The sequence below is a fragment of the Glycomyces terrestris genome (assembly GCF_003933745.1).
GTDB lineage: Bacteria > Actinomycetota > Actinomycetes > Mycobacteriales > Micromonosporaceae > Glycomyces > Glycomyces terrestris.
Genome location: NZ_RSEB01000007.1, coordinates 174,582 through 195,383 on the forward strand (window position 1 = coordinate 174,582; position 20,802 = coordinate 195,383).

21 protein-coding genes are annotated in these 20,802 nt (G+C 70.8%); 9 read left to right on the forward strand and 12 right to left on the reverse strand.

The window, feature by feature from the left end; genetic code table 11:
- Positions 1–17 precede the first annotated feature (17 nt).
- From EIW28_RS22030 to ccsB, 5 genes are read left to right on the forward strand one after another with little or no spacing between them, the layout of a single operon-like run.
- Positions 18–587 (forward strand): TlpA family protein disulfide reductase, encoded by a 570-nt coding sequence (locus EIW28_RS22030; RefSeq protein WP_158630502.1) that lies wholly within the window; start codon positions 18–20, stop codon positions 585–587.
- Complete coding sequence (locus EIW28_RS24405; RefSeq protein WP_158630503.1) at positions 587–757, forward strand: hypothetical protein; 171 nt, start codon at positions 587–589, stop codon at positions 755–757. The genes EIW28_RS22030 and EIW28_RS24405 overlap by 1 nt, the downstream gene beginning before the upstream one ends.
- Positions 754–1,512 (forward strand): cytochrome c biogenesis CcdA family protein, encoded by a 759-nt coding sequence (locus tag EIW28_RS22035; RefSeq protein WP_125249869.1) that lies wholly within the window; start codon positions 754–756, stop codon positions 1,510–1,512. The genes EIW28_RS24405 and EIW28_RS22035 overlap by 4 nt, the downstream gene beginning before the upstream one ends.
- A complete protein-coding gene (resB, locus tag EIW28_RS22040) occupies positions 1,509–3,095 on the forward strand; it encodes a cytochrome c biogenesis protein ResB (protein WP_232014134.1) in 1,587 nt (528 codons plus the stop codon). The genes EIW28_RS22035 and resB overlap by 4 nt, the downstream gene beginning before the upstream one ends.
- Positions 3,092–4,066 (forward strand): c-type cytochrome biogenesis protein CcsB, encoded by a 975-nt coding sequence (gene ccsB / locus EIW28_RS22045; RefSeq protein ID WP_125249870.1) that lies wholly within the window; start codon positions 3,092–3,094, stop codon positions 4,064–4,066. The genes resB and ccsB overlap by 4 nt, the downstream gene beginning before the upstream one ends.
- Positions 4,067–4,171: 105 nt before the next feature.
- Here ccsB and EIW28_RS22050 read toward each other — a convergent pair whose 3' ends face one another.
- Complete coding sequence (locus tag EIW28_RS22050; RefSeq protein ID WP_125249871.1) at positions 4,172–5,191, reverse strand: MHYT domain-containing protein; 1,020 nt, start codon at positions 5,189–5,191, stop codon at positions 4,172–4,174.
- Between the two features lie 126 nt (positions 5,192–5,317).
- Positions 5,318–6,121: an MHYT domain-containing protein gene (locus tag EIW28_RS22055; protein ID WP_125249872.1), complete on the reverse strand. Its 804-nt coding sequence runs from the start codon at positions 6,119–6,121 to the stop codon at positions 5,318–5,320.
- A gap of 632 nt (positions 6,122–6,753) precedes the next feature.
- On the opposite strand from EIW28_RS22055, the gene EIW28_RS22060 reads away from it, so the two are divergent.
- The 4 genes from EIW28_RS22060 (at position 6,754) to EIW28_RS22075 (ending at position 11,515) form a co-directional block, all read left to right on the forward strand.
- On the forward strand, positions 6,754–9,882 hold the full coding sequence (locus EIW28_RS22060) for a nitrate- and nitrite sensing domain-containing protein (RefSeq protein ID WP_125249873.1): 3,129 nt from the start codon (positions 6,754–6,756) through the stop codon (positions 9,880–9,882).
- Positions 9,883–9,927: 45 nt separating this feature from the next.
- Positions 9,928–10,326: a roadblock/LC7 domain-containing protein gene (locus EIW28_RS22065; protein ID WP_030161947.1), complete on the forward strand. Its 399-nt coding sequence runs from the start codon at positions 9,928–9,930 to the stop codon at positions 10,324–10,326.
- A 217-nt stretch (positions 10,327–10,543) separates the two neighbouring features.
- Positions 10,544–10,921, forward strand: a complete 378-nt coding sequence (locus EIW28_RS22070) for a DUF742 domain-containing protein (RefSeq protein WP_125249874.1) — start codon at positions 10,544–10,546, stop codon at positions 10,919–10,921.
- Positions 10,922–10,927: 6 nt separating this feature from the next.
- Positions 10,928–11,515 carry a GTP-binding protein gene (locus tag EIW28_RS22075; protein ID WP_125249875.1) on the forward strand — a complete coding sequence of 196 codons (588 nt, stop codon included), beginning with the start codon at positions 10,928–10,930 and terminating at the stop codon, positions 11,513–11,515.
- 142 nt (positions 11,516–11,657) lie between these two features.
- Here the strand turns inward: EIW28_RS22075 and EIW28_RS22080 are convergent, their stop codons facing one another.
- The 10 genes from EIW28_RS22080 to deoC form a co-directional block, all read right to left on the reverse strand.
- Positions 11,658–12,317: an NUDIX hydrolase gene (locus EIW28_RS22080; protein ID WP_232014138.1), complete on the reverse strand. Its 660-nt coding sequence runs from the start codon at positions 12,315–12,317 to the stop codon at positions 11,658–11,660.
- A gap of 54 nt (positions 12,318–12,371) precedes the next feature.
- The gene (locus tag EIW28_RS22085) at positions 12,372–12,833 is read right to left on the reverse strand and encodes a hypothetical protein (protein WP_158630504.1); all 462 of its coding nucleotides are present in this window, start codon (positions 12,831–12,833) and stop codon (positions 12,372–12,374) included.
- A complete protein-coding gene (locus tag EIW28_RS25720; RefSeq protein WP_125249877.1) occupies positions 12,830–13,561 on the reverse strand; it encodes a helix-turn-helix domain-containing protein in 732 nt (243 codons plus the stop codon). Before EIW28_RS25720 ends, EIW28_RS22085 begins: the two co-directional genes overlap by 4 nt.
- Positions 13,562–13,570: 9 nt before the next feature.
- Positions 13,571–13,813 carry a hypothetical protein gene (locus EIW28_RS22095; protein ID WP_125249878.1) on the reverse strand — a complete coding sequence of 81 codons (243 nt, stop codon included), beginning with the start codon at positions 13,811–13,813 and terminating at the stop codon, positions 13,571–13,573.
- Between the two features lie 527 nt (positions 13,814–14,340).
- Entirely contained in the window at positions 14,341–14,766 is a 426-nt protein-coding gene (locus tag EIW28_RS22100; protein ID WP_091048495.1) for a roadblock/LC7 domain-containing protein, read from the reverse strand.
- Positions 14,763–16,295, reverse strand: coding sequence for a hypothetical protein (locus tag EIW28_RS22105; RefSeq protein WP_125249879.1), 1,533 nt, complete (start codon positions 16,293–16,295; stop codon positions 14,763–14,765). The genes EIW28_RS22100 and EIW28_RS22105 overlap by 4 nt, the downstream gene beginning before the upstream one ends.
- A gap of 311 nt (positions 16,296–16,606) precedes the next feature.
- Positions 16,607–17,422, reverse strand: coding sequence for a DNA primase (locus tag EIW28_RS22110; RefSeq protein ID WP_125249880.1), 816 nt, complete (start codon positions 17,420–17,422; stop codon positions 16,607–16,609).
- Positions 17,423–17,565: 143 nt separating this feature from the next.
- Positions 17,566–18,441 carry an aldehyde dehydrogenase family protein gene (locus EIW28_RS22115; protein ID WP_125249881.1) on the reverse strand — a complete coding sequence of 292 codons (876 nt, stop codon included), beginning with the start codon at positions 18,439–18,441 and terminating at the stop codon, positions 17,566–17,568.
- Positions 18,434–19,858 carry an aldehyde dehydrogenase family protein gene (locus EIW28_RS22120; RefSeq protein ID WP_125249882.1) on the reverse strand — a complete coding sequence of 475 codons (1,425 nt, stop codon included), beginning with the start codon at positions 19,856–19,858 and terminating at the stop codon, positions 18,434–18,436. Before EIW28_RS22120 ends, EIW28_RS22115 begins: the two co-directional genes overlap by 8 nt.
- Positions 19,859–19,860: 2 nt before the next feature.
- On the reverse strand, positions 19,861–20,775 hold the full coding sequence (gene deoC / locus EIW28_RS22125) for a deoxyribose-phosphate aldolase (RefSeq protein ID WP_125249883.1): 915 nt from the start codon (positions 20,773–20,775) through the stop codon (positions 19,861–19,863).
- Between the last annotated feature and the right edge of the window lie 27 nt (positions 20,776–20,802).

Genomic DNA, 20,802 nt, shown 5'->3' on the forward strand with positions numbered 1-20,802 from the left:
GGCTCCGGCGGAGGACCATGCTGGCCGCGGCGCCGCTGCTGGCCCTCGCGGCCTGCGGCGAGGGCGGCGCCGACAGCAACCGCGTCAACGAGATCAACCGCGACCGGTACGTCTCCGGCGACGGCGCCAACTACCGCTGGGAGGACCCCGGCGACCGCTTCGCGGCGCCCCGCCTCCAAGGCGAGGACCTCGACGGGAACCCGGTCGACACCGACGACTGGGCCGGCTCGGTCATCGTCGTCAACTTCTGGGGCTCCTGGTGCGCGCCCTGCGTCGCCGAGGCCCCGCACCTCGTCGAGGCCGCCGCCGCCTCAGAGGGCCAGCCGGTCCGCTTCCTCGGCGTGAACATCCGCGACAGCCTCGACGCCGCCCAGAGCTTCGAGAACCGCTGGGGCGTCCCGTACCCGTCCCTGTACGACGAGGCCGGCCGCGTCGCCGACCAGTTCGTCGACTTCGGACTCTCCCCGAACAGCATCCCCGCCACGATCCTCATCGACGCCGAGCACCGCGTCTTCTCCATCTGGCGGGGCGAGCTCGCCGACGCCGAGACGCTCACCGCCGACGTCGCCAAAGCCCTGGAGACCTGATGCGCCAGCCGTCCAACCCCGTCGTCCGCCGGGCCGCCAAGGGCGCCGTCATGGCCGGCACCGCCGCCCTCACCGCCGTCGCCGTCGGCGCCCTCGTCAAACGCCGCCTCGACGGCCCCGCCTCCCGCAAGCCCGTCCTCGACCCGGCCCCGCGCGAGGACGCCGAGTGAACCCCGCCGAGACCGCCGCCTCCGGGCCGCTCCTGCTCGCGTTCGGCGTGGCCGCGCTCGCCGGGCTCGTCTCCTTCGCCTCGCCGTGCACGCTCCCCCTCATGCCCGGCTACGTCTCCTACGTCACCGGCATGAGCGGCAGCGAACTCGCCGCCAAGGGCGGCACCGCGACCGACCGGCGCACCGGGCGCGTCCTCACCGGCGCGCTCCTCTTCGTCGCCGGGTTCACCGCCGTCTACACCGTCGTCGTCTTCGCGCTCCAGACCGCCGGACGGGCCCTGCTCCAGAACACCGCCGCGCTCGAGACCGCCGCCGGCGTCGTCATGATCGCCATGGGCCTCATGTTCATCGGCCTCATCCCCACCCGCGGCGGCTTCGCCCCCAAGTGGCGCCCCGCCGTCGGCCTCGCCGGCGCCCCCCTCTTCGGCGCGGTCTTCGCGCTCTCCTGGATCCCCTGCACCTCACCGGTCCTCGCCGCGATCACCAGCCTCGCCGTCGTCCAGGACGGCACCGCCCGCGGCGTCGGCCTCATGATCGCCTACTGCGCCGGCCTCGGCGCCCCCTTCGTGCTCTTCGCCGTCGGCATGCACCGCCTCGCCCGCGCCCTCGACTTCCTCAAGCGCCACGGCCGCGCCATCGCCGTCGCCGGCGGCGCCATGCTCATCGCCGTCGGCCTCATGCTCGCCACCGGCGCCTGGGGCGACTTCACCAACTGGCTGCGCGCCACCGTCGGCACCGGGGTGAGCGCCCTGTGACCGCCACCCTCGCCCCCGCGCCCCGCAGGCCCAAGGCCGCCAAGCGCTTCCGCGCCTTCTGGCGCCGCTGGTGGCACCAGCTCACCGCCATGCGCACCGCGCTCGTCCTCCTCCTCGCCCTCGCGCTCGCCGCGATCCCCGGCTCCACGTTCCCGCAGCGCTCCATCAGCACCGTCGACGTCGCCGCCTACTTCGACGAGCACCCCGACCTCGCGCCCTGGCTCGACCGCCTGTGGGCCTTCGACGTCTACACCTCGCCGTGGTTCTCCGCGATCTACCTGCTGCTCATGATCAGCCTCGTCGGCTGCATCCTGCCGCGCCTCGGCGTCCACTGGAAGGCCCTGCGCGCCCCCGTCCCCGACGCCCCCAAGCGCATGTCGATCCTCCCGCACCACCGCGTCCTCGGCGTCGACGCGAACCAGGGCCGCGCCCGCGCCGTCCTCAAGCAGCGCCGCTGGCGCACCGCCGTGCGCGAGCACGAGGACGGCACCGTCGTCATCGCCGCGGAGAAGGGCTACCTGCGCGAGACCGGGAACCTCCTGTTCCACACCAGCGTCATCCTCGTGCTCGCCGGCGTCGCCGCCGGCAGCCTCATGAGCTGGTACGGCAACCGCATCCTCTCCGAGGACAAGTCCTACTGCAACAACCTCCAGCAGTACGACGAGTACGGCCTCGGCTCCTGGGTCGACGAGACGAGCCTGCCGCAGTTCTGCCTCACGCTCGACGCCTTCGACGCCGAGTTCACCGCCGGCGGCCCCACCGCCTACGACGCCGACGTCACCTACGAGACCGGCGGCGAGACCGGCACGTACGACCTCCGGGTCAACCACCCCCTGAACATCGACGGCACCAACGTCTTCCTCATCGGCCACGGCTACACCGCCGTCGTCACCTACACCGACCGCTACGGCCAGACCCAGACCCTCCACCAGGAGTTCCTGGCCATGGACGCGGCCCTGAACTCCGAGGGCGCCTTCAAGTTCCCCGACGCGAACGTCGACCCCGAGACCGGGCGGGTCGACCCCGGCGCCGAGGTCGGCTTCGACGCCATCCTCGTCCCCACCTTCGACGACTCGACCGCGATGCTCCTGGGCACCGACCCCGAGCCGAACAACCCCGTCCTCGCCCTCACCGCCTACACCGGCGACCTCGGCCTCGGCGACGGCCTCCCCGAGTCGGTGTACTCCGTCAACGAGGAGCAGATCGCCTCCGGCGCCCTGCGGCAGGTCAACGACGAGGTCGAGGTCATCGGCGTCGGCGACGAGATGACCCTCCCCGACGGCACCACGCTCCGCTTCGACGGCGTCGAGCAGTACGCCGTCCTCCAGGTCCGCCACGACCCGGGCGGCCCCGTCGTCCTCGCCGGCGCGGTCCTCCTCCTGCTCGGGCTCCTGCCCGGGCTCGCCGTGCGCCGCAGGCGCTACTGGATCCGGTGGAACCCCGACGGCACCGTCGAGACCGCCGGCCTCAACCGCAACGACTTCGACGGCCTCGACGAGGAGTGCGACGAGCTCACCGCCGCGATCGCACCCGGGCACGAGCCGCCGGGAACCGACACCGACCGACCCGGGAGCGACCAATGACCGGTGCAGAAGCGGCGAACGCCCTGTTCGTCGCCACCATCCTCGTCTACGCCGCGGCGATGTTCGCCTACGCCGTCGAGTACGCCTTCGACAGGCGGGCCCCCAAGCGCGCCAAGGCCCTCGCGGCCGCCGGCGCCGGCGGGCCCGCGAGCGCCGCCGAGATCGAGACCGACACCCCCGCCGAGGCCCCGATCAGCCCCGCCGCCGCCCGCGGCGCCGGCCGGCTCGGCCTCGTCCTGACCTTCCTCGGCACCGCGGCCCTCGCCGCGAGCATCGTCACCCGCGTGGTCTACACCGGGCGCTGGCCGTGGGGCAACATGTTCGAGTACACCGTGGGCGTCGCCTTCGCGGGCATGGTCACCTGGCTCGTCCTCGTCTCCCGCGGGTCCGTGCCCCGCCGCCTCGGCCTGTTCGCGACCTTCGCGGTCACGATGGTCCTCGGCACCTCGGTCCGCGTCTACACCGAGGCCGGGCCGCTCGTGCCGGCCCTCGACTCGTACTGGATCATCATCCACGTCACGGCCGCCATCGCCGCCTCCGGCATCCTGCTCATCGGCTGCGTCTTCGCGATCCTGCACCTGCTCAAGCGCGCCTTCGACCGCCGCGTCTCCGACGGCCGGCCGGTCCGCTTCCCGCTCAACGTCGCCGAGCGCCTCCCCGACGCGACCGCCCTGGAGCGCATGACGTTCAAGATCCACGTCTTCGCGTTCCCGCTCCTGACGTTCGGCATCATCGCCGGCTCGGTCTGGGCCCACCTCGCCTGGGGCCGCTACTGGGCCTGGGACCCCAAGGAGGTCTGGGCCTTCATCGCCTGGGTCGTCTACGCCGCCTACCTCCACGCCCGCGTCTCCGGCCGCTCCGCCAAGGCCAACGCGCCCTGGATCGCCATCCTCGGCTACGCGGTCATGCTCTTCAACCTCACCGCCGTCAACCTGGTCTTCTCCGGCCTCCACTCCTACGCCGGCGTCTGAACCGGGCGCGCGTCCGCAGCACTGCGTGACGGCCCATATATATAAGGTGCAACGGGAACGGCCCCATCCGAATCGGATGGGGCCGCTCCCTTGACGGTGCGAGGGTCAGTTGCCGCGGAGGTGGCGCGAGGCGCCGTAGCGCTCGGCCGTGACGTCCAGGTCCGCCTGCTGGAAGGAGCGCTGGCCGCCGCGCGGGCGGTCGGGGACGATCCGCGGGACGTCGTCCACGCCCTGCGGGGCCGGCACCGGCGCCGCGCGCTGGTCCGGGACGTAGCCGGAGGCGCGCTCGCTGCGGTTGCGCACGCGGCCGGGGGTGCGGGGGCGCTGCGGCTGGGACCGCATGCGGTCCACCGGGATCGCGCCCGTCGCGGTCGGGAGGACCTCCTCGTCCTCGACGTGGATGCCGAGCTGCTCGCGGCGGCTCACCGTCTTCGGCGTGGTCCCCATGAGCGCGAACAGGAGCACGATGATCCCGAGCGTCGCGACCCCCAGGATCGGGAGGATGAGCATGATCGGGTCGATGCCCTCGACCGTGTCGCGGCCCTGGTTGTACAGCGTCACGCGCACCCCGGCCATGCCCGTGTAGTGCATGCCGCAGATCGCGATCGCCATGACCACCGCCGCGGCCGTGTGCCAGCGCCAGCCGTCGAGGTACATGCCGCAGAACAGCGCGGCCGTCGCGGCGACGACCGCGATGACCACCGAGGCGACGAAGTAGGTGCGCTCGTGGGTGATGTGCCCCGAGACGTTGATGGCGGCCATGCCCGAGTAGTGCATGACGACCACGCCGAGGCCGGTGAGCGGCCCCGCGATGAGGATCTTGCCGACCGTGCCGCGGGTGCCGGTGCCGGCGACCAGGAGGCCGAAGAACACCGAGCCGACGGAGGCGACGAGGCTGAGGAAGGTCTTGAGCGGGTCGTAGGCGATGTCGGAGTCGATGACCTTGAACCCGATCATCGCGGTGAAGTGCATCATCCAGATCGCGGTGGCGCCCAAGGCGAACGAGGCCAGTGCGATCCACTGCACGCGCCGGCGGGCCGCCTTGACGGTGCCGTCCTGCCGGCGGGCCTGCGTCATGCACATGAGCGCCAGGATCGATCCTGCGAAGGCGAACCCGAACGACATGAGGGGGTTGATAAACCCGTAAGTGAAGTGACTCACGTGTTCCACAAGCGGTCTTCCTCCCCAGGCGGCTTGCCCGTATTCGGAATGTTGCGCGATTGGGATCGGCGCGATTTGAAACTTATACGACTACTGTCCGGCGGCATCCGCAAGACGGACAGTTGCACTAGGACGGTCATTTCGGTCCAACCGGTCGAGGTTCGGGGAGGCCAGCACGCCGAACACCATGCCGACCATCCCGATGAGCGCCAGGATCATGATGGGCAGCAGGAGGATCAGCGGGTCGATGCCCGAGACGTCCGCGTGCTCGGCCTCGGTGATCGACACCGACGCCATGCCCGTGTAGTGCATGCCGACGACGGCGACGCTCATGACGCCCGCGGCCGCCGCCATCGACCCGCGCCGGTCCACCACCGCCGCGAACCGCAGCGCCACCGTCGAGGCCACCACCGCGACCGCGGCCGAGGCCGCGACGAGCGCCGGGTCGTACTCGACCCGGCCGCCCGTGGCGACGGCCGCCATGCCGGTGTAGTGCATCCCGACCACGCCCGCGCCGCACAGCAGCCCGCCCAGGACCAGGCGCGGCCAGCCGGCGCGCCTGCCCCCGGAGGCGAACAGCCCGGTCCCCACCGCGAGCACCGCGAGCCCGAAGGACAGGGCGGTGAGCGCGGGGTCGTACGCGATGTCGGCGCCGGTGACGGTGAAGCCGATCATCGCGATGAAGTGCATCATCCAGATGCCGATCCCGCCGATGGCCAGGGCGGCCGCGAGGATCCAGCGGAGCCGTCCGGCCGCGGTGGCGGCGGCGCGGGCGCAGCGGGAGGCCGACAGGCCGAGGTAGGACCCGGCCGCGGCGAAGGCCAGGCCCATCGCGGGATTGAGCCAGCCGTAAGTGAAGTGGTGGTGCTCGAGCGTGACCGCGAGCGGGTCCATGGGTACCTCCTGCAAGGCGTCGTGCGTCTACGGTGCCGCAACGGGGAGGGGAGTCTGTCGCACAGGAAGTGCGAGTCGTGCCGGACGCGGTCGGGGATGTGGAGGATCTGTCCGGATCTCGTGTGCGCGCGGATGCGCTGCGTCAGTGGACTAAGGTGGCGAATCGGTCACTACGGACCGTGCGCGGACCGACCCGGATCGTATCGACGACCTTCGTTGGATGCCGCGCAGGCCGTTGGGCTGAGCCTCATCGTCCGAGTAGTCGGTTTTATCGACCGGAAAGCCGAATACCACGTAGGCATGTGTCCGAAAGATCAGCGTTTCCAGGGGTTCGCCCTGTAACACGGTGCGATACGGAGCCGCTTTCAGTACTCCGGTACGCCCCTGGATTTCGACGCGGTCATTCGTCATGATGGAATCTGCTGGGCTTCACATGCCGCCCCCGCCGCCCCCGCGGCCGGACGGCAGCCGGCGCGCGCCGTCGGCCCGAGACCGAGCCCGGCCCGGCACGGGCCCGTCGGTCTGACACAGAGGACCACCCCAGGAGGCTAGACAAGGTGAGCAAGCGCAGCTCGAACCGTGCGGGTTCAGCGGCTCGACGAGGACCGCTCGGCCTGCCCCGCATCGCCGACATGCGAATCCGGTCCAAGCTGGGACTGATCCTCCTCGTGCCCCTCGTCGTCCTGGTGGCCGTCGCCGGCCTCCGCCTCTACGACCTGGCCGACCGGGTCTTCGAGTCGAACGACATGGTGGACCTCGTCGAGTTCAACGCCGTCACGGCCGAACTCCGCTACGACCTCCAGGTCGAGCGCTCCCTCCTGGTCACCAACCTCCGCCTCGGCGAGGACCACGTCGAGGGCATCGACGAGTCCCAGTACGACGAGACCGCCGTGGCCGAGCAGCAGGCCGCCACCGACGAGGCCCTCGACCAGTTCAACGAGAAGGCCGACGCCCTCCCCGACGTCTCCGAGGACATCTCGAACCGCATCGACGCGGTCCGCACCCAGTACGAGTCCCTGGTCCAGATCCGCAGCGCCGCCGCCGAGAGCCCCGACGGCGTCTCGATCGACGCGACCTCCCGCGTCTACCAGCGCCTCGTCGACGAGCTCGTCACCATCACCGACATCTCCTCCCGCATCGTCAACGACCCCGAGATCGCCCGGAACCTCCAGGCCATCGCCTCCGCCACCACCGTCCTCGAGACGCTGGAGGAGGAGCGCGCGATCGCGATCAACGTCGGCAACGGGAAGCGGTTCATCAACAACACGCGCTGGCAGAACTTCATCGCCTTCGCGAAGCTCCGCGAGACGGCCGCCGACGAGTTCAAGACCGTGGCCGACCGCGACGAGCAGCTCGCGTTCTTCTTCAGCCCCGGCGGCCTGAACACCGCCGAGGCCGAGGCGGCCCTGACGTTCGAGAACGAGGCGGTCAACGCCGGCACCACCCAGCCGCTGACCGTGAACGCCGCCGTCATCGACTCCTACAACGCGATCCTCGACAACGGCCTGGACTACATCAACAAGGAGTCCGAGGACGTCCTCGACGACGCGACCGCCGACCTGAACGCGCAGATCTTCCAGCTCCTGCTCGAGGCCGTGCTCATCCTCGCCGCGTTCGTCATCGCGACCGTGATCGCCCTGCTCATCGCCCGCAACATGGCGACCGGCCTGCGGCGCCTGCGCGAGGGCGCCCTGGACGTCGCGCACGTGTCGCTGCCCCAGGCGGTGGCCCAGATGCGCGACGCGGAGAGCATCGGCAACCGGACCCCGGACGAGGTCGCCGCCGACACCGGCGCGGTCATCGACATCGACCAGCGCGACGAGATCGGCAACGTGGCGCACTCGTTCAACATCGTCCACACCGAGGCGATCCGCATCGCGGCCGAGCAGGCCGCCCTGCGCGCCAACGTCTCGCAGATGTTCATCAACCTGGCCCGCCGCTCCCAGAACCTGGTCGACCGCCTCATCGGCCACCTCGACCACCTCGAGCGCGGCGAGGAGAACCCGGACCGCCTGGCCGAGCTGTTCCAGCTCGACCACCTCGCGACCCGCATGCGCCGCAACGACGAGAACCTCCTGGTGCTCGCCGGCGCGGACTCCACCCGCCAGGAGCGCTACCCGGCCCCGATCGGCGACATCCTCCAGGCCGCCCAGTCCGAGGTCGAGCAGTACACCCGCATCGAGTTCGGCAACCTGGAGGCCGAGCGGGAGATCCGCCCGGCCGCCGTCAACGACCTCGTGCACCTCATCGCCGAGCTCATGGACAACGCGACCGCGTTCTCCCCGCCGGAGTCCCCGGTCCTGGTCGAGGCCGAGCAGATGCGCACGGCCGACAGCCCGCACGGCGCGATCCGCGTCCGCATCAACGACGTCGGCATCGGCATGCCGCCCGCGCAGATCGAGGACATCAACCGGCAGCTCTCGGAGTCGGCCGACGCGATCGACCTCGCGTCCTCGCGCATGATGGGCCTGGTCGTGGTCGCGCGCCTCGCGAAGCGCCACGACGTCCACGTCGAGCTCCGCCCCGGCGAGCAGCGCGGCACCGTCGCCGAGGTCATCCTGGGCGACGCGGTCCTCACCGAGCCGAAGCTGCCCGAGCGCGGCCTGCGCTCCGGCGTGCCCCTGGAGGGCGCGGGCGGCCGCGGCGAGCTCCCGTCCGGCTTCGAGGCCACCGGCGCCCTGCCGCGGGTCCCCGAGAGCCCGGCCGGCCTGTTCGACACCGCGCCGCCCTCGACCCCGCACTCCCCGCCGCCGTCCCAGCCGACGCCGCCCGCGTGGCAGCCGAGCGCCCCGCAGGTGCCCTCGCGCCCGAACACGCCGCCGGCCGTCGAGCCGGTCACCGGCGAGTACTCGGTGCAGCGCCCGCAGTCCCAGCAGTCGTTCGCCCCGCCCTTCGGGCAGCAGCGCCCGCCCGCGGACGAGGAGCCCGGCTTCATGTTCCGCCCCGGCGGACTCGCGGACGAGCGCAAGGCCAACGGCAAGGTCATGGAGGTGACCGGGGAGATCGTCTCCTCCGAGCACGTGGCCCTGCCGAAGATCCAGCTCGAGGCGTGGACGCCCGAGCCCGAGCCGGTGCCGCCGTCGTGGCCCGACGTCGCCGCCGCCCCGTCCGGCACGGAGGCGCCCCGCGCCGCCCGCCGCGACCGGGTGTCCGCTGTGGACGCCACGACGGAGCTGCCGATCTTCCGCGAGGTCGAGTCCGCCTGGTTCAAGGCCGTGACCCCCGCGCCGAAGAAGGTCGACGACGAGGCCCAGAAGGTCGACGACGCGCCCGAGTCGTCCCTCCGGGCGGCCTCGCCGGCCCCCGCGGAGGTGGCGGACGCTACCTCGCCGCGCTACGCTGACCAGTCAGGTGCGGCCGAGTCCGACGCCCCGGCTTGGGACGCGGCGCCGCCCTCCCCTCCGCAGCCCACGGAAGGCCCGACCATGCAGAGCACCCCCGCCGCCGACGACGCGCCGGCCGCCTCGGGTCTCGAACGACGCCGCCTCACCTCGCCCGAGTCCGACTCCGGGTCCTACGCCTGGCGCACCGCCGCCGACGACGGGTGGTCGCGGGTCGACAACGCCTTCGCCGAGACCATCGACGAGACGACCGCGGTCGGCCTTCCCAAGCGCCGCCCCATGGAACGCCTGGTTCCCGGCGCGGTGGAGGAATCTCAGGAGACCGTCAGCGCGCAGAAGCGCAACCCCGAGGGCATTCGGGGCCTGCTGTCGGCCTATCACCGTGGGGTGCAGCGAGGACGTGGCAATGACGGCAACTGAGTCGCTGATCCGCAACACGGCAGACGCTACTAAGGAGCGCAAACGATGAGCACTGGTGGAACCTCGGTCCAGGACCTGGGCTGGCTGCTGGCCGGCTTCGCCGAACGCGTGCCGGGCGTGGCCCACGCCGTCGCGGTCAGCGCCGACGGTCTGCTGCTGGCGTCCTCCCGGGACCTGCCCAGGGACCGCGCCGACCAGCTGTCGGCGGTGACCTCGGGTCTGGTGAGCCTGACCCAGGGCGCCTCCCGCTGCTTCGAGGGCGGCGCCGTCCTCCAGACGGTGGTCGAGATGGACCGTGGCTTCCTGTTCCTGATGTCCATCAGCGACGGTTCCTCGTTCGCGGTGCTGGCGTCGAAGAACTGCGACGTGGGCCAGGTCGGCTACGAGATGGCCCTCCTGGTCGACCGGGTCGGCCAGGCCCTCACGCCTTCGGCCCGAAGCTGATCCGGGCCGCTTCCGGTGCGCGCTTGGCGCAACGGGCGGCGGCACGGTAGGCTCCATTCGAGCAGAACGCAGGCACGAGTGGGACGAACTGAACAACGACCCCTCCGTCGCATCCCCAGGCGACGGGCCGGTGCCTCCCCGGGCACGCGGTACATGGATAACTGACAAGACTGCGGCACAAGGATTGTGGGATCTGGTGCCGTGGTTGGAGGTAACAATGGTCCTCGGTGGTGATGAGCCTACTGGCTCACTCGTCAGACCGTACGCGGTCACGCGCGGCCGTACGCGGCCCCAATTGGAGATCGCCCTCGAAGCGCTGGTGGAGACCACCGCGCGCGGCCGGTCCGGGCAGTTCCTCGGCGGCAGGGAGCAGAAGGTGATCGTCGACCTGTGCGGCGGCCGGCTGCAATCGCTCGCGGAGATCGCCGCACGCATGGAGGTGCCGCTCGGCGTCGCCCGCGTGCTGGTCGCCGACATGGCGGCCGACGGCTTGTTGGCAGTGCACGAACCCACCGGTTTCGACGCGGACGGCGCCGACGAATCGGTCGGAACCGAGCTCCTTGAGCGCGTTCTCAGTGGACTCAGGAGGCTATAGACCCTAATGAACTCACCCGCAGACACCTCTCGTGTGACCTCTGCCAAGATCGTCATCGCCGGTGGCTTCGGCGTCGGCAAGACGACCTTGGTCGGCTCGGTCTCCGAGATCACCCCGTTGACGACCGAGGCGATCATGACCTCCGCCTCCGAGGGCGTCGACGACAACAACCTGGTGCCCGACAAGGCGACGACCACGGTCGCCATGGACTTCGGCCGCATCACGATCGACCAGGACCTCATCCTGTACCTGTTCGGCACGCCCGGCCAGACCCGGTTCTGGTTCATGTGGGACGAGCTGGTGCGCGGCGCGATCGGCGCCATCGTCCTGGTCGACACCCGCCGCCTCGCGGACTGCTTCTCGGTCATCGACTTCTTCGAGCACCGCAAGCTGCCGTACCTGGTGGCCGTGAACTGCTTCGACGGCAAGCAGCTCCACGAGATCAACGACATCCGCGATGCGCTTCAGATCTCGCACGACGTCCCCGTGATGTACACCGACGCCCGCAACCGCGAGTCCACCAAGCAGGTGCTCATCAAGCTCGTCGAGTACGTGCTGTCGATGCGGCGCACCCGCACCGTCGGCGTCCACTGAGTGCCCACAACCGGACGCACGACGACAACCGCGAACCGCGCCCCCGAGCGCGGCACCGTCTAGGCTGACCCAATCCACCTGGACCATGAGCAAGGACCCGAGACACCGTCTCGGGTCCTTCGTTCGTTCGCCGTCGCGGGACCTAGCTCTCCAATTGCATGCGGGACCGGAGCATGGCGGGATGCAAGACCTGGGCCGGCCCCTTCCGGTACAGGGCACCGGGCCGCCCGGGACCACCGTTGCGTTTCTCGCCGGTGCCTTCTAGGAATCCGTCGACGGAAGTGACCTTCCGTCGGAAGTTCCTCGAGTCCATGGAGACACCCCAGACGATCTCATACACCCGCTGGAGATCGCCGATGGTGAACACCTCGCCGCAGAAGGCGGTCGCGATCGTGGTGTGCTCGAGTCTCGACCGGGCGCGTTCGAGCGCGTCCTGCAAGATCAGATCGTGGTCGAACGCCAGTTCCGTTGAAAGTCCTGGATTGACTTCGTACCAGTCGGCGCTCGTAGCCTCCTCACCTGCTTCCGGCGTGGGGAGGTTGGGTGCGATCGCCAAGTATGACACCGTGATGACCCGGCCTCGCGGATCGCGATCGGGGCTCGAGTACACGCCGACCTGCTCCAGGTAGAGCCGGCTGCTGCTGACCCCGGTCTCCTCTTCGAGCTCCCTGGCAGCGGTCTCCTCGAGGCGCTCTCCGTCTTCCACGAAACCTCCAGGCAGCGCTTTGCTCCCTCGGAAGGGCTCGGTGGCCCGCTCCATCAGGAGGACCTTGAGCTTGCCGTCACGAATGGTGAGGATCACAACGTCAGCGGTGATGCTCGCGGTTATGGCTTGGGGCACTTCGGGTTGGCCGTCCTAAGAGAGTTCCGGACCGAGAAGAGTGCCTGACAGTCTACGATTCCCCAACAGACGGGTCAACTCATCGACGGTCGCGACCTGCTCATCCGATACCGGTATCGGGAGATCTTCGGGGCGCTCCGAGTAGTAGACGGGGATGCCCTCTGCATGGACGCGGCCGAGTTCGTAACTGGTGGTCCGGCCGATGTACCCGCCAGGCGCGACGACGTACACGAAGTCGGCGGAGAGGATGCGGGTGAGGGTCACGGCCTGGATCTGATGGTCGGATGAGTTGAACGCGTCGGTCTCGAAGCGCACGAAGTCGGCACCGGGGTTGGTGATCCGGGAGATCGGCGGGGTGAGCACTGAGATCAGGGCGCTCTCGAACTTCAGCGCGGCAGAGACGGTCTGCTCGTAGTATTGCCGGAAGCTCCCGATGATAGCCACCGTCCAAGGCGCATCGTTGGTGCCCGGTTTCATCTGGGCCGCTCGCTTTCTTCGAGATCTGCTTGGAATTCGCGTCGGAGGGCGCTGAGTTTTCCGGCCCATCGCAGCCGGTCCTTCGGGGTGTACGGAAAGCCGCACAACTCGTGGCAGGCGCCGACGATGGCGTGCACGAGGAGCTCGTCGAGGGCATGGCGAGGGTCGCCGGCCAATGTTCGGGCTACCCGGACATGGGAGACCGTTCCGGCTGGGCCGTGCGCAGAGTTGATGGTCTCGGCCAAATGCCTACTCGACCCTGGGATTCGCATCCGGTTGCGGCGCCGCTTAGTCGCGGACTGGGCTGAGGGCGGCCTCGAGGCCGCTGCGGCTCGCCGCACTTCAGTGATCAGCGTCGTGAGCTCCGCGGCGACCGCCGCAGCGGCCGCCGCCCGGTCGGCGACATCGCTTTGTTCCACGGGCCCGGCGGTGCGCCCGGATCCGACCTGGCGGGAGAGGGAGTTGAGGTGCGCGTTCAGCTCGTGCCACCGGAACCGCCAGCGTCGGATGTTCCCGCCGCATGCTCGAACGTATGCCAAGACGACTGGGAGTGTCGGCATGCGCGAACCCGAGGCCGCTTTGGCGAGTGTGCTCGGCGAGTATCCGGTCGTCACAGCGAGTCTCCTGTATGAGGGGGTGCCCGCCCGGTGGCGGAGTTCGCGCAACTCCTGCGCGAACTCCGCCACCTGCTGGTGCTCCGAGTCGATGGGCTTCTCGAATCGTGGCATCGAGGAGCCTCAGTCGCCTTCGGGGGCGTCGGTCGGCGTGGGCTGCGCGCCTTCGTCGGTGTAGGCCAGGCGCCGGGCGAGTTCTGCCGCGGCAATGCTGGTGGCGACCGCTGCCGTCGTGGCCGCGATCAGGTTGTGGCCGAGCACCGCCATGAGGATGACGAAGCCGAAGACCAGGAATGTCGCGACTAGCGCTGTCGTGCGTCGCCAGACCGGCGGAGAGGTTGCGTGTGAAGTCGGTGCCTTGCCCATGTGAGACTCCGGTCGTGAGCTGTGGTGTGGACGAGTTCGGTTCTCGCGAGAGCGGACCGCTCACCTCGGAATGCCGTCCGGTGTGAGCCGCTCCCTATCCGTCCATGCTTGCATGTGACTGCCTCGAAGCGCCACGAATAGTTTCCGCAACCCACCGCGAGAATGCGCTCTGGTTTCACACTATGTCCCAATGCTTTCGGCGAAGGAGAGGTTGAAGCCTGCATAACAGCAGGTGAGAGGGACATTATGGCTTAGTGTCAGTCCGACGGAATAGTGCAATTGAAACTGGAAACAGATAAGGCTGTCATAGGTGAGGCTAAGCTGCCATCATTGAAGGACTGGATACGTCAAATTGACGCTATCGCCTCCGATCTCGACCGGTCAAGGTGTGGACGAGTCATTGGAGTACGCGGGGCCCTGATGCCGCAGGCGCCCCGCGGTTTTCGCCGCTTCGCAATCGAAGCACGTTCCCGGAGACGCCGGCGGCCCCGGGGCGGGTCGCCTCGGGGCCGCGGTCGCGTTTCGGGTCAGACGACCTTCGGGATGGAGCCGGTGTTCGTGAGCGCCTCGTTCAGGAGGGGGCCGACCTGCATGGTGAACTGGCCGAGCTCGTAGCCGAGCTGTTCGCGGTCGCACTGGGACACGGCCAGGAGCGTCAGGCAGATCTGCGGCCCGACGGGGGCCGCGAGGAGGACGCCCTCGGCCATCTCGACGATCACCTGCTGCGCGGGGCCGTGGTCCATGGAGCGGCCCGCGCCCTCGCCGATGGAGAGCAGGCCGGAGCCGATGCCGGCGAGCTGGTCGGCGCGCTCCTTCGGCAGGCCGGCGGACACCGCCAGCGGCAGGCCGTCGACGCTGACCAGGACCGCGTGCGACAGTCCCGGGGTGCGCGCCACGAGCGAGCCGAGCAGCATGCTCAGGGACCGCTCGTAGACGCCGAGATTGGCGCTCATCGGGTCGCCATCCTCTCCGTCCGCGAGGCGGTGCCGGGGCGGCCGCCGCGGGCGCGGCCCCAGCCCCGGAAGTAGCCGGCGGTGTTCTGCGCCAGCAGTTCGGGGTCGCGGTCGATCGGCTCGTCGAAGCGCGGGTGCTCGTCGGCGACGACCGCGCCGGGGACGAGGTTCGCCTGCGGCTTGCGCCGCGGCAGGCCCGTCGCAGTGGTGGGCTCCTCGGTCGCGGGGGTCTCGGTGGCCGTGCGGGCGGTGCGCCAGCCGTCGTCGCCGGGGAGGTTCCACGACTCCGACTCGGGCTCCTCGCTCTCGGGCCGCTTGAACCAGGCGCTCTTGGCCTGCCCGAAGATGAGGAGGCCGTCGTCGTCGGCGGCGAGGCTCGCCACGTCGACGATGCTGACGTCCTCCTTGGGCTGCCACGGGTGGCGGCGCGGCTCCTCGCCGTGGGGGAGCTCGGCCGGCTCGGCGCGGCGGCGGCGGATCGAGCGGGTGTGGCTCTCGCCGTCGACCGGCTGCTGCATCGACGGGGACGAGAACGAGTCCGGGAGGACCTGCGTCGCCTCGAGGTCGGGGAGCACGGAGTGGAGCTGCGAGGCCGGGTCGAGGGCCCGCAGGCTCTGCCGGTCGGGGAGGTCGCCGGGGAGGCGGACGGTCCGGTGCGTGTCGGAGTCGTGCCCGCGGCCGCGCCGGCGCGGCGCCGCGGCGCGGTCGTCCTGGGGGAGCTGCGGCTGCGGGACGTGCGGCGCCGCTTCGGGTTTGGGCCGCTTGGCCTGGAGGAGCCCGATGAGCCCCTCGAGCGAGCGGTCCCACGCGGAGACGGCGTCGGCGGTCGCGGAGACGGAGGGCGCGACGGAAGGGTCGTCGCCGCCGCCGATCTCGCGGATGGCCTCGGTGAGCGCGCCGGCCATGGCCGCGACCTGTCCCGGGTCGGCCACGGTCGCCAGGTCGGCGGCGAGTTCCTCGGTGGAGATGGACTGGAGCGCCCCGGGCTGGGGGAGCCGGGTGAGGATCGCGACGGCGTTCGCCTCGCTCGGGTCGTCCCAGGCGGCCAGCGCCGCGGGGAAGACCGCCCGCAGGAGGCACGTGAGCGCCTCTGCCGCGTCGTGGCGGGCCCTGGCGGCCGAGGCCACCGTGTCGAGGATGGGGCGCAGAGCGGCGACCTCAGGGCGCGCGGCGAGGGGCGGGCCGGCGACCTCGCCGGTGGCGAGCCCGCGGGCGATCGCGATGGCGTCGTCGAGGGCGTCCTTGGAGCGGGAGGCGGGGCTGTCGGCGCGGACGACGAGCTGCCCGGCGGCCGCGGCGAACTCGGCGAGCTGGTGGACGTCGCCGTCGACGGCGACCGAGACCGACTGGCCGGGGGCCGATCGGGCGAGGAGGCTGTTGAGGCGGACCCAGCCGCGCGGATCGTCCCCGAACGTGTCGGTGGCGATGAGGCCGCCGCCCGCGGCGACGAGGGCGACCGCGCACGCGGTGTCGCCGTGCCCGGCCCCGGACACCTGCTGATCGGTGGTGATGCCGCAGAACACTTGCACCCGCGGAGCTCCTCTCGTAGGGCGCGCAGCCGGCGCTGTCCCCTGTCGCCGGGGCTGGAGCCCGGCCCGTTTTTACCAGTCCGTTATCAGTTTTCCGCAGAATACTCGGTTCTGCAAGCGGACTCCCCGTGCGGGTTCGCCTACGGAGGGAAGGTCATAGCACACATAACCGTCAATTCGCTGACGGTCGCCACCAGCGGATTCCCTTGTGGAATAACGCAGCGGAGCCGCCGCGGAACTGTCGCGGCGGCACCGGAATTCGGACTCGGCGGCCCATCGGCGATGGGCTGTTCGGTGGATTGACCGGAGCGCTATCCGCGCCATTCCACATGGTCGTTGATCTTCGCGATGACGCCGCGCCAGGCGATGGCCGCCTGCTGCGGGTCGCTGCGCTTCAGGCGCCGCTTCGCGAACCTCCCCTTGAGGCCGCCCTCGGCGACGACGCGGAACGCCTCGTCGAGGTCGTCGAGCGGGGAGCCGGGCGCGAGCGCGGAGACGATGGAGTCGTTCTTGAGCGCGTACCCGAGGTCGCGGCCGACTTCGGCGGCCTTGATGAGCAGCTCGGGCTCCCAGCCCTCCTGGCCGCCGCGGAGGTTCGCGACGACGAGGTCGAGCTCGTAGATGTCTGCTTCGTCACAGACGATGTCGTCCTCGGTCACGCGCTCCTGGAGGTCGGCGTACTCGTCGACGGCGGCGAGGTCGTGGTCGTCGTTGTCCCTGACGTACGCGACGAGGGCGGCCGGCTCGCGGAAGACGAGCAGCTTCCCCTTGCGGGTCAGGAAGACCGGGACCTCCTCGGGCTCGGCGTCGAGGGCGTCCTCCTCTTCGTCGCCGTCCTCGGGCGCCTCGTCCTCGAAGTCGGCGGGGTCGGGCTCGTCGGCGTCGGGGTCCTCGGGGACCGCGTCGGCGTCCGCCTCGGCCTCGGGCGCGTCCTCGTCATCGTCCTCGGCCTCGTCCGGTTCGGGCTCCTCCGCCTTCGCACCCGGCAGGGTGTCCGACATCCGGTAGGCGCGCAGGGTGTACCCCGAGTCCTTGCCGAGGTGGAGTTCGACCGGGTCGATCCCGGTCTCGTTCCAGAGCTTCTCGGTTCCGGCTCCGCGCTCCGGCGCGTCAGATTCGGCCGCCATGTCGCGTCCCTCCCGTAAGTCGTCTAGCTGGGGAACAGCCTACGACCCGCGTGCGCGGCGCGTCGCATCCGGTGTGCGCTTTTCCGTTGTAGACGGCGCGAGGGCCCGTTCCCCACTGCGGAACGGGCCCTTCGCGGTCGCGTCTAGTACGCGCCGCCGGCGCCGGCGGCCATGCCGGCCGGGTGCCACACGGTCTTGTACTCGGTCCACTGCCGCAGCAGGTCGAGCGCGTCCGCGCCCTTCCCGGGGCGGCGCACCACCTTGAGCGTCTCGGCGGCCGCGGCCTCGAGGGACGCCGCGAGGTCCGCGTCGCGGACGCCGGTCAGGTCGAGCCCGTTCACGTCGGCGTGGGACGCGAGGTGCGGCGCGACCTCGGCGACCTTGCCGCTCAACAGGTTCACGACGCCGCCGGGCAGGTCGGAGGTGGCCAGGACCTCGCCGAGGCTGAGCGCCGGCAGCGGCCGGTCCTCGCTGGCGAGGACGACGACGGTGTTCCCGGCGGCGATCGCGGGCGCGAACGCGTCGACGAGGCCGAGCAGCGGGTCGTCCTGGGGCGCGACGGCGGCGACGACGCCGAGCGGCTCGGGGGTGGTGTGGTTGAAGTACGGCCCGGCGACGGGGTTGGCCCCGCCGAGGACGGACGCGTACTTGTCGGTCCAGCCCGCGTAGTGGACGAGCCGGTCGACCGCGGCTTCGACCGTGCCGAGCGCCGCGTCCGGCGCGGCGCCGGTCGCGTCGGCGAGCTCCTCGGCGAACTGCCCGGCGCGGCCCTCGAGCATCTCGGCGGCCCGGTAGAGGATCTGCCCGCGCAGGTACGCGGTCTGGCCGGCCCACGGCCGCTGCGCCTTGCGGGCGGCGGCGACGGCGTCGCGGGCGTCCTTGCGGCTCGCGAGCGCGGCGTTCGCCAGCTCGGTCCCGTCGGGGCTGCTCACCGGGTAGCTCCTTCCGGACTCCGAACGGGGGAACTTCCCGCCCACGTACAGCTTGTAGGTCTTCTTCACCCGCAGTCGCTCAGACATCGAGGTACGCCTCCAGTCCCTGCCGGCCGCCCTCGCGGCCGTATCCGGACTCCTTCAGGCCGCCGAAGGGGCTGGCGGCGTCGAACTGGTTGAACGTGTTGGCCCACACCACGCCCGCGCGCAGCCGCTCGGCCGCCCACAGGATCTTCGAGCCCTTCTCGGTCCACACCCCGGCGGAGAGGCCGTACGGCGTGTTGTTCGCCTTGGCGATGGCCTCGTCGGGGGTGCGGAAGGTGAGGACGCTGAGGACCGGCCCGAAGATCTCCTCCTGCGCGATCCGCATGGACTGCTGGACGCCGGTGAACACGGTGGGGCGGAACCAGAACCCGCGCTCGGGCAGGTCGCACGCGGGCTGCCACACGTCGGCGCCCTCGCCCGCGCCGGTCTCGGCGAGCGCCCGGATGCGGGCGAGCTGCTCGGCGGAGTTGATCGCGCCGATGTCGGTGTTCTTGTCGAGCGGGTCGCCGACCCGCAGGGTCTCGACGCGGGCCTTCAGGCGGGCGAGCACGTCGTCGGCGACCGACTCCTGCACGAGGAGCCGCGACCCGGCGCAGCACACGTGGCCCTGGTTGAAGAAGATGCCGTTGACGACGCCCTCGACGGCCTGGTCGATCGGGGCGTCGTCGAAGACGATGTTCGCGGCCTTGCCGCCGAGTTCGAGCGTCACCTTCTTCCTCGACCCTGCGACGGCCTTGGCGATGGCGCGGCCGACGGCGGTCGACCCGGTGAACGCGACCTTGTCCACGGCGCTGTTCACGACGGCCGCGCCCGCGGCCCCGGCGCCGGGGAGGATGTTGACGACGCCCGGCGGGAGGTCGGCCTCCTGGCACAGCTCGGCGAACATGAGCGCGGTCAGCGGCGTGGTCTCGGCGGGCTTGAGCACCACCGTGTTCCCGCACGCGAGCGCGGGCGCGATCTTCCACGCCAGCATGAGGAGCGGGAAGTTCCAGGGGATGACCTGGCCGACGACGCCGAGCGGCCGCGGGTCGGCCCCGAGGCCGGCGTAGGCGAGCTTGTCGGCCCACCCGGCGTGGTAGAAGAAGTGCTGGGCCGCGGTCGGCACGTCGAAGTCGCGGGTCTCCTTGATCGGCTTGCCGTTGTCCATCGACTCGGCCACGGCGAACTCGCGGGCCCGCTCCTGGAGGAGCCGGGCGATGCGGAACAGGTACTTGCCGCGCTCGGCGCCGCTCATCGGCCCCCACACGGTCTCCTGCGCCTGCCGCGCGGCGGCGACGGCCTTGGCGACGTCGGCCTCGCCGGCCTCGGCGACGGTGAACAGGGCCTCCTCGGTGGAGGGGTTCACGGACTTGAACACCGCGCCGTCCTCGGCGTCGGTGAACTCGCCGCCGATGAACAGGCCGTAGTGCTCCTTGATCGGGGGCCGCACCGACTCGGGCGCGGGGGCGTACTCGAACATGGCTAGTCCACCGTCACGTAGTCGGGGCCGGAGTAGCGGCCGGTCTTGAGCTTCTGGCGCTGCATGAGCAGGTCGTTGAGGAGGCTGGACGCGCCGAACCGGAACCACTCGTTCGAGAGCCAGTCGTCGCCGAGGGTCTCGTTCACGGTGACCAGGTACTTGATCGCGTCCTTGGTGTTGCGGATGCCGCCGGCGGGCTTGACGCCGACCTGGACGCCGGTGAGGGCCCGGTAGTCGCGCACGGCCTGCATCATCAGGAGCGTCACCGGGAGGGTCGCGTTCACGCCGACCTTGCCGGTGGAGGTCTTGATGAAGTCGGCGCCGGCGTACATGGCGAGCCAGGACGCCCGCCGGACCGCGTCGTAGGTGGCGAGCTCGCCGGTCTCGAGGATGACCTTGAGGCGGGCGTCGCCGGCGGCGGCCTTGACGGCCTTGATCTCGTGGAAGACCCGTTCGAGGTCCCCGGCGAGGAACGCGCCGCGGTTGATGACCATGTCGATCTCGTCGGCCCCGGCCCGCACCGCGGCCTCGGTGTCGGCCAGGCGCACGTCGAGCGGGACCTGCCCGGCGGGGAAGCCGGTGGCGACCGAGGCGACCTTGACGCCGGAGCCCGCGAGGGCCTCCTTCGCGGCGGCGACCATCGACGGGTAGACGCAGACGGCGGCCGTGGCGGGGGCGTCGCCGTCGGGCCGGATCGCCTTCGCGGCGAGCGACCTGACCTTGCCGGGGGTGTCGGCGCCCTCGAGGGTGGTGAGGTCGATCATGCTGATGGCGAGGTCGATGGCGTGCGCCTTCGACGTCGTCTTGACCGAGCGGGTGGACAGCCCCGCCGCGCGCGCTTCGAGGCCGACCGCGTCGACGCCGGGGAGGGCGCGGACGAGGGACGCGGCCTCGGCGCCGCTCAAAATTGATCCCATGACCCGATGGTATCCGTATCCTAGAGA